Origin of the sequence: Streptomyces sp. NPDC048514 (genome assembly GCF_043199955.1) — a bacterium.
In the GTDB taxonomy this organism is placed as follows: domain Bacteria; phylum Actinomycetota; class Actinomycetes; order Streptomycetales; family Streptomycetaceae; genus Streptomyces.
Window position 1 is genome coordinate 249,246 of the sequence record NZ_JBICWT010000007.1, and the last position, 13,568, is coordinate 262,813.

Annotated in this window: 9 protein-coding genes and 1 pseudogene; 5 read left to right on the forward strand and 5 right to left on the reverse strand. The window is 72.8% G+C overall.

Going from position 1 to position 13,568, the window contains the following annotated elements; genetic code table 11:
* Positions 1 to 49: 49 nt before the first annotated feature.
* From ACGFT2_RS17645 to ACGFT2_RS17665, 5 genes and pseudogenes are all read right to left on the reverse strand, one after another.
* On the reverse strand, positions 50 to 655 hold the full coding sequence (locus tag ACGFT2_RS17645) for a hypothetical protein (protein ID WP_393278846.1): 606 nt from the start codon (positions 653 to 655) through the stop codon (positions 50 to 52).
* The gene (locus ACGFT2_RS17650) at positions 652 to 1,038 is read right to left on the reverse strand and encodes a hypothetical protein (RefSeq protein ID WP_393278848.1); all 387 of its coding nucleotides are present in this window, start codon (positions 1,036 to 1,038) and stop codon (positions 652 to 654) included. The genes ACGFT2_RS17645 and ACGFT2_RS17650 overlap by 4 nt, the downstream gene beginning before the upstream one ends.
* Positions 1,031 to 5,986: a caspase family protein gene (locus ACGFT2_RS17655; protein ID WP_393278850.1), complete on the reverse strand. Its 4,956-nt coding sequence runs from the start codon at positions 5,984 to 5,986 to the stop codon at positions 1,031 to 1,033. The genes ACGFT2_RS17650 and ACGFT2_RS17655 overlap by 8 nt, the downstream gene beginning before the upstream one ends.
* 103 nt (positions 5,987 to 6,089) lie before the next feature.
* On the reverse strand, positions 6,090 to 6,794 hold the full coding sequence (locus ACGFT2_RS17660) for a L,D-transpeptidase (protein WP_393278852.1): 705 nt from the start codon (positions 6,792 to 6,794) through the stop codon (positions 6,090 to 6,092).
* 3 nt (positions 6,795 to 6,797) lie between these two features.
* A pseudogene (locus ACGFT2_RS17665) lies at positions 6,798 to 7,172 on the reverse strand (pyridoxamine 5'-phosphate oxidase family protein); the annotation flags it as partial.
* A 76-nt stretch (positions 7,173 to 7,248) separates the two neighbouring features.
* Between ACGFT2_RS17665 and ACGFT2_RS17670 the strand changes: the two are divergent.
* The 5 genes from ACGFT2_RS17670 (at position 7,249) to ACGFT2_RS17690 (ending at position 13,530) form a co-directional block, all read left to right on the forward strand.
* Complete coding sequence (locus tag ACGFT2_RS17670) at positions 7,249 to 8,445, forward strand: argininosuccinate synthase (RefSeq protein WP_393278854.1); 1,197 nt, start codon at positions 7,249 to 7,251, stop codon at positions 8,443 to 8,445.
* A 138-nt stretch (positions 8,446 to 8,583) separates the two neighbouring features.
* Positions 8,584 to 10,017 carry an argininosuccinate lyase gene (gene argH, locus ACGFT2_RS17675; RefSeq protein ID WP_393278856.1) on the forward strand — a complete coding sequence of 478 codons (1,434 nt, stop codon included), beginning with the start codon at positions 8,584 to 8,586 and terminating at the stop codon, positions 10,015 to 10,017.
* A 297-nt stretch (positions 10,018 to 10,314) separates the two neighbouring features.
* Complete coding sequence (locus ACGFT2_RS17680; protein WP_393278858.1) at positions 10,315 to 11,286, forward strand: aldo/keto reductase; 972 nt, start codon at positions 10,315 to 10,317, stop codon at positions 11,284 to 11,286.
* 83 nt (positions 11,287 to 11,369) lie between these two features.
* Positions 11,370 to 11,918: a TetR/AcrR family transcriptional regulator gene (locus ACGFT2_RS17685; protein ID WP_393278860.1), complete on the forward strand. Its 549-nt coding sequence runs from the start codon at positions 11,370 to 11,372 to the stop codon at positions 11,916 to 11,918.
* Positions 11,919 to 12,003: 85 nt separating this feature from the next.
* Positions 12,004 to 13,530 (forward strand): MFS transporter, encoded by a 1,527-nt coding sequence (locus tag ACGFT2_RS17690; protein WP_393278862.1) that lies wholly within the window; start codon positions 12,004 to 12,006, stop codon positions 13,528 to 13,530.
* The last annotated feature ends 38 nt before the right edge of the window (positions 13,531 to 13,568 follow it).

Here is a 13,568-nt window from a genome sequence, read left to right on the forward strand (position 1 = left end):
GGGGCGAACTGGCGTGACCGGCGGTAACCCACTGGCCTCCCGGGTACGGCTAGTCCCCGGAGCCGCACGTCGGGACGGGGGTCACGGAGGTGACGGTGGGCGCGGGCAGCACGGCACGCCCGCCCCCGTCCGTGCGCAGCACCACTCCGTCCGGCCCGGACCCGAGGAACTCCCCGCAGCGCTCGCCGCTCGTCGTCCCGACCCGCACCAGATGGTCCGGGGAGGGACCGGTGGTCACCCAGGCCACCATCACGGCCGCCGCCGCCAGCGTCACTCCGGCCACACAGCACACGGCCGCGCACCGCAGCGCCCCGCTGACCCGGTCGACCTCCTGCCGGGTCCAGTCGCGCAGCGCCTGACCGGCCAGCAGCACCCGGGCGCCGGGAACGCCGTGAGCGGCGCGTACGGCGAGGACGGAGCCCAGCAGCAGGAGCAGGAACGCGAGGCCGAGCAGGACGCCCACGGCCTGCTGAGCGGCGGACGGGAGCCGGGTGAGGTCGTCGCGTCCCTTGAGCGTGACCAGGATCGCCAGCAGCGCGGTCAGCCCGGTCAGCCCGGTACGCCAGCCCTCGGCCTGCCGCCTCAGCTCCGGGAGCTGGGCGAATTCCAGTTCGCGCGCGAGCTGTGCCCAGCGCCGGTCGGAACCGGCGCTCATCCGGTCGCCCCGTCCTCGCTCAGGCCGGACAGCCGCCAGCTCGCTCCGCAGCCCACGAAGGGGGCGTCGGCCGGCAGGCCGCCGTGCGCGTACCCGCACTCGCAGAAGTGCACCTCCCGCAGCAGCGCCGAGTCCTGCTCCTGCGGGGCCGGAGCCCGGCGTACGGCTCGCAGCCGGTCCAGCAGTCCCTTCGTACCGGTGCCGGGCGTCCCGTAGCGGTACTCCGTGGCGGTGCCGCCCAGGCAGCGCGGGCAGGTCCCCGCGACCCGGACGCCCTGTCCGTCGGCGGTGGGGCTGCGCACGAACTCCTCCGGAGCCACGCCCACGTAGTCCTCGCTGTACGCCGTGGCGAAGTCGTGCCGTATGCCGCGGGGCTCACTCATCGCCGCCGCCTCCCCGCTCGTCCTCTGCGCCGTTGTCCTGCAACGCGTCGCCGGCCAGGCCGAACATCGTCGCGTACAGCCGCAGCCGTGCCCTGACCCACGCCTCGCTCTCACCGGTGGCCTGCGCGGCCAGCCGGACCTGCGCCGCGGTCACGGTGCCTTCGAGGGCGGGCAGCAGGCCGTTGCAGCCCTGGGTGAGCAGCGCCGCATCCTGCCAGAGCGGGATGACGTCGGGCACCTCGGGGAGCACGCCGGGGACGGGACACAGGGGCAGGTACGGGGCGATGCGGGCGACCGTGCGGGGGAGCGGTTCGCCGAGCCGGCCGGCGATGCTCACCAGGTCCAGGGGATGGTAGGGGTCCTGCCGGCGCGACACGCGGTGCCCGGTGCCCAGCGCGACGACGTCCCGGCCGTCGGGCACGCCGGCCGGCAGGGCCGCCACGTCGTCGTCGCGCAGCTCCGGAACGAGGGCGCCGATCGCCCGCAGCGGACGCAGCCGGAGGTAGGCGGTCGCCGCGTCGACCGCCGACTTCCGGGCGTACTGGGCCAGGGCGAGAGGCGTCAGGCGCACCCATGCCGCGGTGCCGAAGTCGAGGGCGGCACGGCCCGGTTGGTGGGCGACCGCGTCCTTCATCGAAGCGGTGGGGCGGATGTCGGCCAGCTCCTCGGGGAGCGGGGGGACGGTGAGCCCGAAGCGTCCGGCGTGCCCGGCCGCCAGCGACCAGACGTCCTTCAGCGGCTCGTTGAGCCGCTCCGCGGCGTGGAAGAGGGCGGCCGCGGTCAGCTCCGGAGCCGCGTAGTCCTCCTCCTCGTTGAAGGGTTCCTTGCCCGACAGGACGTAGCGATCACGCAGCGGGAGTTCGTCCCATGCGAAGAGGAGGGAGATGTCGTCCGGGACCCGGACACCCGAGGCCCGCAGGTCGTCGACGGCTGTCTCCAGGTCGAGATCGTCCGTCCGGACGACGGCCAGGTCCTCCAGACTCACTCCCGCTTCGAGGCCGATGTCGAAGTCGTTCAACCGCCTCACGAGCACGGCCGCGTCGGGCGAGGGGATGTGGGAAGGCGGGGCGCCGTCGGCGTACCTGCGCCGGTAACGCAGTCCGAGCTTCTCGGCCAGCGCCGCGAGCCGCTCGTCGGCCTCCGCGAGGTCGGTCTCGAGTGTGTCGGCGTAGTCCACGGTGGCCCCCCACTGCAGTACGCGCGAGCCGTCCTCGGCCTCGGACATGAACAGGCTCACGACGTCGTGCAGCTCCTGGTCGAGGTCCTGCCAGCGGACGATCTCCTCCGCGGCCGGCGCGCTCCAGCCCAGCCATGCGAAGTCACCGAGCCGTTGCGCCACCTCCTGGGCGGTCAGGTTCCCGCTCTCGCACAGCTGGCTCAGCTCCAGGGGGCCGTCCGGCAGCCGCCAGGTGACGGACTGGGCGGTGCGGTAGCGGAAGAAGAGCTCGTCGAGGTCGCTGTCGGCGCACACGTGGTGCTCGTGACGCGCCGGCACCTCGGGCGGAGCCACCGGAAGAAGGGCGGTGAACCGCGCCAGACGGCGCACCAGCTCGCCCAGGGGGAGGGAGAGCCGTGCCGAGGCCAGCACCAGACCACCCCAGTGCGGTGCACCGGAGCCGTTCACGACCATGCCCTGGCCCTTCCCGGCGTCGTGCAGACACTCCGCGAGGGCGAGGTCCTCCGCGTCGGGGACCCACTCCAGGTCGCCTTCACGGATGGGCAGTGGTGCGAAGTCGGGATCCACGATGCGCAGGCCGCGCTGCCGGCGCAGCACCTCTGCCAGGGGCAGCCGGTGTGTGGCCGCGTCGGCGACGATCCGCGGCCAGTGACGCGAACGGGACGTCGCGATCCTGGCGTCCCCGGGCGCCGGTACCGGATGTCCGGCGAGGCTCGTCGGCGGCTCGACGTTCCGTCTCGTCAGGCCCAGCGCGGCCGACCGCCACGGAAGGATCTCGTCGAACCCGCCCTGGCTCAGTCTCCCGGCGCTGTCGGCCACGACGCGGTCGAGGTGGAACCAGCCCACCCGGTCCAGCTCCACGCTCTCTCCGTGCCACCCCGGCACGCGGAGCCCCTTCCCCCGCCACTCCCCGTCCAGCACCCTGGCCAGGTCCGTGCTCTTCTCGTCCAGACGCGCCAGCCAGTCGACCGACAGGTGGGGCCAGTCGACCAGCGCCTTGGCCCCCTGCCGCCACAGGGACCCGACCCACTCCGCGTCGAAGGCCTGCAGTTCGTTCCGGCTGACGCTGAGCTTCCCGGCGTGCGGTCCGGTCAGGTTCACCACGTAGCCGAACGGCTTGTGGTCGGTCACGATGCCGTCACACAGGGTCGCGCCTTCCCCCAGCACCCACCACAGCGTGTCCGGTACGGCCACGAGCGCTCCGTCCGGGGTCTCGCCCGGCCCGGGTTGCAGCACCCCCGGGTCCCAGGCGTGCGACGGTCCCCCCTGCTCCGTGGCCTCCAGGGTGAACTCGCTCACCCTGACGAGTTCCCGCAGCACCGACACGCAGGAAAGCCGGTCGGTCGCCCGGCGCTCGCCCAGATACAGCCGCACCCGCGTGCCGCCCTCGGCGAGCCCGTCGTCCGACCCGTCGTGGCGCCGGATGCGGAAGAGGCTTCCGCTGCTGGGGATCTCCACCCGCAGGGCGTGCTCGGCCGGGATGCCCTCGGGGCTCACCTGCCGGGTGACGATCGTCATCTCGTCGGCGAGCATGAAGTAGCTGAACACCCCGATGCCGAAACGGCTGTTGGGGTACAGCCGCAGAGCGGGGTCGTGACGCAGCCACCGGGACTGCTCCTGGCGGAAGGACCGGGACCGCTCGAAGCGGCTGCCCGCGCGCGTGAAGGTCTGTTTGAGCTGCTCCGCGCTCATGCCCACGCCGTTGTCCCGGCACTCGACGTAGCGGCCGCGCTCGTCCCGCCCCTGGGTGAACACGATCCTGCCCGACCAGTCGGCGGGCGGGGACGCGATGCGGTTCAGGTACTCGCGGCGCATGGCCCGGTAGCGGCAGGCGTCCATGGCGTTCTGGTAGAGCTCCCGAAGCGCCAGTTCCGGCCGCCCGCCGTACAGTTGCTCTCCCATCAGCAGGTCCCGGACCTCGGTCTGGGCGAGGTGGAAGCGCAGCAGGGGTACCTCGTAGGCGGGTTGGCTGCCCAGCCGGAGCGGCCGCAGGTCGCGGTCGGTGACGCGGCCGGGCACGGCCGACAGCAGCGCCGCCTCCGCCTCGCGCAGATCACCGGCCAGGCGCTCGGTCTCCGCGGCCAGCCGGTCCGCCTCCTCCGCGACGTCCGCGAGGGCCGCGTGCATGGCCTGGTGCGGGCAGAGCGCGTCCAGGTGCAGGGCGTTGCCGTCCGGGTGCCAGCTCAGGCCGCGCGCCATCGCGACGGTCTGCTGGGGCAGCACGGGGTCCGTCACGGCCAGGTGCTCGGCCACGATGTCCGGCAGGGTGCGCACGTCCACGGCCAGCAGACCGGCGAGCCGGAGCAGCGCGGCCAGGGGGCGGATCCGCAGCGTCTGGTAACCGCCGGACAGGAGCACCTTGCGGGACGCCCAGTGGTGCGACTCGTCGAACGGCTCGTCCGCGGCCAGGGCGGATGCCATCGTGTGCAGCAGGTCCGAGAGTTCCTGCACCCTCTCGTCCGGCACCCCGAGCCGGGCGGCCAGCAGCTCGCCGGCCGGGGCCGGCACGCCCTCGTCGTCGGTCCGGAAGCGGTCGGCGATCCAGCGGTGCACCAGCCACATGACGATCGCGTTCGCGTCCTCGACGCGGTCGCGGTCCCGGCAGTGGGCCAGCTGGCGGGCGAGGCGCCCGTACTGGCCGACGATCTGCTCATAGTGCCGGCGGTGCGCGCTCCCGTGTCCGGGGCTCTCCAGGTCCCCGGGCGACACCTCCGCCGCCTGGCCGATCCGCTGCGCCCAGGCCACCTCGTGCAGGAACGGAGCCGCGACGAGCAGAGCCACCTCGATCGCCGCCAGCGGCTGGTCGGCGGGCAGCAACTGGGGCAGCCGCTCGCACAGCAGCCGGACGGGATACCCGTCGTCGGCCCACGGATCGGGGAAGGGCAGACGCTGCTGGGCGAGATGGACGGAGCGTGCGCACTCCTCGGTGAAGACGCCGAGGGCGTCCTGGAAGCCGGGCACGCTCGCCGCGTCCCCGGCCGTGACCCGCTGCCACAGCGGGGTCGACCGCGCCGCGTCCAGCCAGGCTTCGAGGAGGGGACGACCGCCGCAGATCTCGCGCTCCCTGGTCTCCGTCTCGGCGTGGGTGCCGTAGCGGATCAGGGGGGTCTGGGGCAGTCCGTGGCGCCGGGCGGCCTCCCGGGTCCTGGCCCGCGCGGTGGCGAACACGTCCTGGACCGTGCGGGCCGGCGTCAACGGACCGAGGGCGTCGGCGAGTCCACGGGTGAAGAAGCTCCCCTCACTCGTGCAGCCGCTGTGCTCGCCGGCCGAGCAGCCGGTCAGGACCGCGAAGCCGCCGGTGGGCGGGCCGTTGTCGATGCTGTTGCCGAACGCCTCGCCGGCACAGGCCGTGTCGGTCCGGCAGGCGTCGATGAGCCACAGCACGGTCCCGGCCCGGCAGTCCGCCAGCAGGGGACTGATGTTGGCCGGCAGCAGCAGATCCGTGTACGGTGCCCGCCAGTTGCCGTCGGCCGGCGGGACGGCGTCGGCCGGGACGAGATAGTCGGTGCGGCCGACGCGCAGGCCGTGGCCGGAGAAGTAGAGCAGGAGCGTCCCGCCCGCCGGGGTCGCCGCCGCGGCCTCGTAGATCTTCGACTTGATCAGGCTCAGCCCGGCGCCGGGCAGCGTCTCCACCTCGTAGCCGGAGGCCTGCAGCGCCGTACTCATCAGCCGCAGGTCCGCCTCGACCGGCTCGTCGATCGGCTCCAGCGTGTCGGCCACCGCCGGTGCCTGGCCGATGCCGATGAGCAGGGCCTTGCGTGCCTCGTCCATGTTCCCGGTTCCCCTCCCGCGCACAGGGGAACATGATGGCATCGCGCACGGCCGCGCAACGGCACTCGGCGGCGGGTGGGCGCCACGGGGCCGTCCACCGTGCTCAGTAGCGGGTGAGCGCCGTGGGGCCGTCCACCGTGCCGATCGCGATGTGCGGGTGGCTCGCCGGCCGCGCCCACTGCAGGATCCGCTGCATCGCCTCCTGCGGCACCGACACGCATCCGGCCGTCGCCGCCTGCCCGTTGACGTGCAGGAAGATGCCGGCGCCGCGGCCCTGGACCGGCCGCTCGTAGTTGAAGGCGATGACGACGGCGTGCGCGTACTGCGTGCCGTAGTCGATCAGGTGCTCCGACTCGGCGGCGCGGCAGTCGGCAGGCAGCGGCTCGGTCCAACGGTTGTACGAGTTCGAGTCGTTGTCCTGGCACCACCAGGAACTCGCCAGCACCGGCCGGTATTCGACGCTCGTGCCGGCCGGCGGCGCCTTGATGCCGAAGGCGAAGGGGAGGTCGTACAGGCCGGTCGGAGTGGTCTGGGTGCCCTGCTTGCGGGAGCCGCCCTCCACGAGCCCGTTCGCCCCGAACCGGGCCGGCGCGGTCCCGGTCCGCACCCACTGCCCGTCCCGCAGGTCCCACCAGGTGACCGTCCCCGTCGTCGAGTCGGTCGCGGGTGCCTCGGCGGTGATCAGCTGGGTGCCGCCGCCCGTGTCCGCCAGCCGTGCGGGCAGCGGTGCCGGCTCGGGGCCGGGCGCGAAGCCGGCCAGGGCCAGACAGGAGGCGGAGGCGAGGGCGAGGGCGAGACCGGGGCGCATGGCTCAGACGCTAGACGGGGGGAGCGGCAGCGGCAGCCCGGGCAGTCCGTCCGGGCTGGTCGCGACGTACTCCTTCCTGGTGACGCAGGCGCTCGGTGAGGCGTCGTCCTCGCGCGCGAACCGCTTGCCGTGCAGGTCCCGGTCCTCCTCGTACGCCAGGTGGGGCACGGCGTACCCGCAGCTGTCCCGTACCAGCCCGGCGTGGACGACGCTGATCGCCCGCAGTCCGTACGCCGGGGTCGGCGTCCGGCAACCGGGTGAGCAGCTCCCGAAGCGCGGGTCGTCGCGGAAGACCGGCTCGCCCCGGCCGTGCACCCGGACGATGTTCGGCGGCCCCTGGAGGGCGCACCGCATCAGGGTGATCCGCGCGTTCCCCCGAAAGGGGCGATTGACGAATCATGCAGACTGCTGCATACTCATGCATGTCAGCGAATGCACTGTGAGGAGAAAACCCGTGACCGAGCGCGTCGTACTCGCCTACTCAGGCGGTCTGGACACCTCCGTCGCCATCGGCTGGATCGCCGAGGAGACGGGCGCCGAGGTCATCGCCGTCGCGGTCGACGTCGGCCAGGGCGGCGAGGACCTGGACGTCATCCGCAAGCGCGCCCTCGCGTGCGGCGCGGTGGAGGCCGAGGTCGCCGACGCCAAGGACGAGTTCGCCGACGAGTACTGCCTCCCGGCGATCAAGGCCAACGCCCTCTACATGGACCGCTACCCGCTGGTCTCCGCCCTCTCCCGGCCGACGATCGTCAAGCACCTCGTCGCCGCCGCCCAGAAGCACGGCGCCACCACGGTCGCCCACGGCTGCACCGGCAAGGGCAACGACCAGGTCCGCTTCGAGGCCGGCATCGTCGCCCTCGCCCCCGACCTGAAGTGCATCGCCCCGGTCCGCGACTACGCGATGACCCGGGACAAGGCGATCGCCTTCTGCGAGGCCAAGCGGCTTCCGATCGCCACCACCAAGAAGTCCCCGTACTCCATCGACCAGAACGTCTTCGGGCGTGCCGTCGAGACGGGCTTCCTGGAGGACATCTGGAACGCCCCGATCGAGGACATCTACGAATACACCTCCAACCCGGCCCTCCCGCGCGAGGCCGACGAGGTGGTCATCGGCTTCGAGGCGGGCGTCCCGGTCGCGATCGACGGCAGGCCCGTCACCGTCCTGCAGGCCATCCAGCAGCTCAACGAGCGCGCCGGCGCCCAGGGCATCGGCCGGATCGACATGGTCGAGGACCGCCTCGTCGGCATCAAGTCCCGCGAGGTCTACGAGGCCCCCGGCGCGATCGCGCTGATCACGGCCCACCAGGAGCTGGAGAACGTCACCGTCGAGCGCGAGCTGGCCCGCTACAAGCGGCAGGTCGAGCAGCGCTGGGGCGAGCTGGTCTACGACGGCCAGTGGTTCTCCCCGCTGAAGCGGGCCCTGGACGGTTTCATCGACGAGGCCAGCCAGCACGTGACCGGCGAAGTCCGGATGACCCTGCAGGGCGGCCGCGCGGTCGTCACCGGCCGGCGCTCCCCGTCGTCCCTGTACGACTTCAACCTCGCCACCTACGACACCGGCGACACCTTCGACCAGGCGGCGGCCAAGGGCTTCATCGACATCTACAGCCTGTCCTCGAAGATCGCCGCACGGCGTGATCTGCAGGCCTAGCCCGGACGCGGACCCCGCGTAAGGCCTTCGGGTCACCTCGCACGCATCGCCTGACAGCCGCCTCCCCGCCTGCAAAGGTGGGGAGGCGTCCGCACACAGAGACCCGTGGCACGAACACACCTCCGAGGAGCAACGCAAGTGAGCAGCAACAGCGGTGACGTACGGCTCTGGGGCGGCCGTTTCGCCGACGGTCCCGCCGAGGCCCTGGCGAAGCTGTCCGCGTCCGTCCACTTCGACTGGCGGCTCGCGCCCTACGACATCGCCGGCTCGCGTGCCCACGCGCGCGTGCTGCACAAGGCGGGGCTGCTCACCGAGGACGAACTGACCCGGATGATCGCCGGCCTCGACCGGCTGGAGGCGGACGTCGCCGACGGCTCCTTCACCGGCACCATCGCCGACGAGGACGTCCACACCGCGCTGGAGCGCGGCCTGCTGGAGCGCCTCGGCCCGGACCTCGGCGGCAAGCTGCGCGCGGGCCGGTCGCGGAACGACCAGATCGCGACCCTCTTCCGGATGTACCTGCGGGACCACGCGCGGATCGTCGGCGGCCTGATCGCCGAGCTCCAGGACGCGCTGATCGGCCTGGCCGAGGCCCACCCGGACGTGGCGATGCCCGGCCGCACCCACCTCCAGCACGCCCAGCCGGTGCTCTTCGCCCACCATGTCCTCGCCCACGTGCAGTCCCTGTCCCGGGACGCGGAACGGCTGCGCCAGTGGGACGAGCGGACGGCCGTCTCGCCGTACGGCTCGGGGGCGCTCGCGGGCTCCTCGCTGGGCCTGGACCCGGAGGCGGTGGCCGCCGATCTCGGCTTCGAGCACGGCAGCGCCGGCAACTCCATCGACGGCACGGCCTCCCGCGACTTCGCCGCCGAGTTCGCCTTCATCACCGCGATGATCGGCGTGAACCTCAGCCGGATCGCCGAGGAGATCATCATCTGGAACACGAAGGAGTTCTCCTTCGTGACCCTGCACGACGCCTTCTCCACCGGCTCGTCGATCATGCCCCAGAAGAAGAACCCGGACATCGCGGAGCTGGCACGCGGCAAGTCGGGCCGCCTGATCGGCAACCTCACCGGACTGCTCGCCACCCTGAAGGCCCTGCCCCTCGCCTACAACCGCGACCTGCAGGAGGACAAGGAGCCGGTCTTCGACTCCTGCGATCAGCTGGAGGTGCTGCTTCCCGCCTTCACCGGCATGATCGCCACCCTCACGGTCAACCGCGAGCGCATGGAGGAACTGGCCCCGGCCGGCTTCTCGCTCGCCACCGACATCGCCGAGTGGCTGGTCAAGCGGGGCGTGCCGTTCCGCGTGGCGCACGAGGTCGCGGGGGAGTGCGTGAAGGCCGCCGAGGCCGAGGGCAAGGAGCTGGACGGTCTCACCGACGAGCAGTTCGCGAAGATCTCCGCTCACCTCACCCCCGAGGTCCGCACGGTCCTCAACGTGCCCGGCGCCCTGGCCTCCCGCAACGGCCGTGGCGGCACGGCGCCCAGCGCCGTCGCCGTCCAGCTCGCGGAGATCAGGACGGACGTGGCGGCCCAGCACGAATGGGCCGAGGCCAAGAGGGCGCGGTAGGGGAGCGCCCCGTCAGGGGCGCGGGGAACCGCGCGAAGAGCCCCAGCGGACGCGCACCGGCCGGCGGGCCCTGGCCCGGCATGCTTGGGCCGGGGTCAAGGGGGCGCGGCAGGGGAGCGCCCCGTCAGGGGCGCGGGGAACTGCGCGAAGAGCCCCCACGGACGCGCACCCGCCCGACGGGCCGGCACCACCGGGGCTCCCGGGCCCCCGGCTCCCGGCTCCCGGCTCCCGGAGCGGAGCGTCGTCGCGGGTTACGTTGGTCGCAAGCCGTACCGCAGCCGACCAACGGAGCCCGCGATGCCCTTCGCCCGTCTCGCGCACGCCACGACACCGACCTGCCACATCGGACTCGGTCTCGCCGCCGTCGGCCGCCCCGGTTACATCAACCTCGGCCGCGACACGGACCTGGGGGAGAACCGCAGCGTCGACGCGCTGCGCACCCGCACCCACGAACTCCTCGACGCCGCCTACGCCCAGGGCGTCCGCTACTTCGACGTGGCGCGTTCCTACGGCCGTTCCGAGGAGTTCCTCGCCGGCTGGCTGGACGCCCGCCCCGACGTCGAAGACGTCGTGATCGGCAGTAAGTGGGGCTACACCTACACCGCGGACTGGTCCACCGACGCCGAGCGGCACGAGGTCAAGGACCACGGTCCCGCCACCTATGAGCGGCAGCGGGCCGAGACCCGCGCCCTGCTCGGCGACCGGCTCGACCTCTACCAGATCCACTCGGTGACCCCGGACAGCCCCGCCCTCACCGACAAGGAACTCCACGCCACCCTGGCCCGGGCCGCCGCAGAGGGCCTCACCGTCGGCTTCTCCACCAGCGGGCCGGCCCAGTCCGACGCCATCCGCGCCGCCCTCGCCGTCACCGTCGACGGCGAGCCCCTCTTCCGTACCGTCCAGTCGACGTACAACGTCCTGGAGACGTCGGCGGGACCCGCCCTCGCCGAGGCGCACGACGCCGGACTCACCGTGATCGTCAAGGAGGGCATGGCCAACGGCCGGCTGGCGGCGCCGCACGCCCCGGACGCGCTGCGCGCCGTGGCCGAGGAGGCCTCCCTCGGCTGCGACGCCGTGGCCCTCGCGTGGATCCTGCGGCAGCCCTGGACCGGCGTCGTCCTGTCCGGCGCCGCGACGGTCCCGCAGCTCGTCTCCAACCTGCACGCTCCCGCCGTCGACCTCGACGTGGACCAGCTGACCCGCCTCGCCACGCTGGCGGAGGACCCGCACGCCTACTGGGAGCGGCGCGGACAGCTGCCCTGGCACTGACGAGACCCCGCGATGACCAGCACTTATGAGTCATCCGTGTCGTGAGTGAGACATTGGTGTCTCACATGGGTTATCCTTGTCTCATGGCCTTGGATCGTGACCACGTACTGCGCAGCGCCGCCGCCCTGCTGACCCGCAAGTCCACCGCGACCATGGACGAGGTGGCCAAGAGTGCCGGGATCAGCCGGGCCACGCTGCACCGCCACTTCGCCGGCCGCGACGCGCTCGTACGGGCGCTGGAGGCGCTCGGCATCGCCGAGTGCGAGGCGGCGCTGGACGCGGCCCGGCTGGACGAGGGCCCGGCGGGCGCGGCCGTGCACCGGCTGGTCGGCGCGATCGAACCCGCCGCCGGCCTGCTCGCCTTCCTGTACACCGAGAACCAGCTGTTCGAGGGCGAGCAGCAGAACGAGGGCTGGGCCCGGATGGACGAACGCCTCAACGCCCTGTTCCGGCGCGGTCAGGAGAGCGGCGAGTTCCGCATCGACCTCACCCCGGCCTGGCTCACCGAGGCGCTCTACGGCCTGCTGGCCTCCGGTGCCTGGGCCGTGAGCGAGGGCCGGGTCGCCGCCAAGGACTTCACCCACATGATCGTCGAACTGCTGCTCGGCGGCGCTCGACGCACCGACGCGTGACGAACACCCGCACACCGGCACCCGCAGCACGCCGGCACCCGCACACGAACGCGCGCGACGAAGACGCGCGACGAAGAGAGGAATCATGACCAGCACCCTGCAGCCGGCTCGCGCGGCGGAGATGGAGAAGCGCCCGGGCCGCTGGCTCGCGCTCTCCGTCCTCGTCCTGGCCGTGCTGCTGGTGGCCGTCGACGCCACCGTCCTCGGTCTGGCGACCCCCTACATCAGCGAAGACCTGAACCCCTCCGGCACCCAGCTGCTGTGGATCGGTGACGTCTACTCGTTCGTCATCGCCGGTCTGCTCGTCTCCATGGGCAGCCTCGGCGACCGCATCGGCCGCAAGCGGATCCTGCTCGGCGGCGCGACGGCGTTCGGCGCGATCTCCGTGCTCAACGCCTATGCGACGACACCCGAACTGATGATCCTGGCGCGGGCCCTGCTCGGCGTCGCGGGCGCGACCCTGATGCCCGCCACCCTCGCCCTCATCCGCAACCTCTTCCACGACTCCCGCGAGCGCAGCCTCGCCGTCGGCATCTGGGGCGCCACCGCCTCCGCCGGTACGGCGGTCGGGCCGATCGTGGGCGGGTTCCTCCTCGAGCACTTCTGGTGGGGCTCGGTCTTCCTGATCAACCTGCCGGTGATGGCGGTACTGGTGCTCGTCGGCATCCGCACGCTGCCCGAGTCCCGCAATCCCCGTCCGGGCCCCTGGGACCTGATCAGCGTCCTGCTCTCACTGGTCGGCATGATCGGCCTGGTCTACGCGGTCAAGGAGGCGGCCACCCACGGCTTCACCTGGACGACCGCCGGCACCGGCCTGCTGGGCGCGGCGGCCCTGTACGGCTTCGTCCGCCGCCAGCTCACCATGCCGATCCCGTTGCTGGACATGCGGCTGTTCAGGCGCCGCGGCTTCAGCGGCGCGGTCCTCGCCGACCTGCTGACCGTCCTCGGCATGTCCGGCCTGGTGTTCTTCCTCTCCCAGTACCTGCAACTCGTGCAGGGCAGACGCCCGTTCGAGGCAGGCCTCGCCGAACTGCCCGCCGCCGTCGGCGCGGTGGTGGCCGGGCTGATCGCGGGCCGCGCGGCCCGGCGCCTGTCGGTCCGCACCGTGGTCTCGGGAGGCCTCGCGGCCGTCGGACTGGCCCTGGCCGTGCTGACGATGCTCGGCCGGTCCACCGGTTACCCGGTCCTCGGCGCCGCCCTGCTGGTCGTGGGCGTCGGCGCGGGCTTCTCCTTCACGGTCACCGCCGACGTGATCCTCTCCAGCGTGCCCAAGGAGCAGGCGGGCGCCGCCTCGGCGGTCTCCGAGACGGCGTACGAACTGGGCGCGGCCCTGGGCATCGCCCTGCTGGGCTCGATCGTGACCGGTGTCTACCGCGACTTCGCGGGTCCGGCCGGCACCCCGGCCGGGGCCCACGAGTCCCTGGGCGCGGCGGCGCAGGCCGCGGCGAAGCTGCCCCCGCACCAGGCGGAGGCGCTGCTCGACGCGGCCCGCGAATCCTTCGTCCACGGCCTTCACCTGGCCTGCGGTGCGGGCGCGGCGGTCCTGCTCGCGGCCTCGGCGGTGGCCTGGTTCCTGCTGAAGGGCCAGAAACTGGACAGCGGCCCGAGCTGACCGGCCCGGGGGCGCGGAAACCGAACGGGCCGGCGCAC

What these genes read in the sequence shown, in the direction of transcription:
- ACGFT2_RS17660 (WP_393278852.1), bottom strand. Translation starts at nt 6,794, where the DNA reads ATGCGCCCCGGTCTCGCCCTCGCCCTCGCCTCCGCCTCCTGTCTGGCC.
- ACGFT2_RS17655 (WP_393278850.1), bottom strand. Translation starts at nt 5,986, where the DNA reads ATGGACGAGGCACGCAAGGCCCTGCTCATCGGCATCGGCCAGGCACCG.
- ACGFT2_RS17650 (WP_393278848.1), bottom strand. Translation starts at nt 1,038, where the DNA reads ATGAGTGAGCCCCGCGGCATACGGCACGACTTCGCCACGGCGTACAGC.
- ACGFT2_RS17645 (WP_393278846.1), bottom strand. Translation starts at nt 655, where the DNA reads ATGAGCGCCGGTTCCGACCGGCGCTGGGCACAGCTCGCGCGCGAACTG.
- ACGFT2_RS17680 (WP_393278858.1), top strand. Translation starts at nt 10,315, where the DNA reads ATGCCCTTCGCCCGTCTCGCGCACGCCACGACACCGACCTGCCACATC.
- ACGFT2_RS17690 (WP_393278862.1), top strand. Translation starts at nt 12,004, where the DNA reads ATGACCAGCACCCTGCAGCCGGCTCGCGCGGCGGAGATGGAGAAGCGC.
- ACGFT2_RS17685 (WP_393278860.1), top strand. Translation starts at nt 11,370, where the DNA reads ATGGCCTTGGATCGTGACCACGTACTGCGCAGCGCCGCCGCCCTGCTG.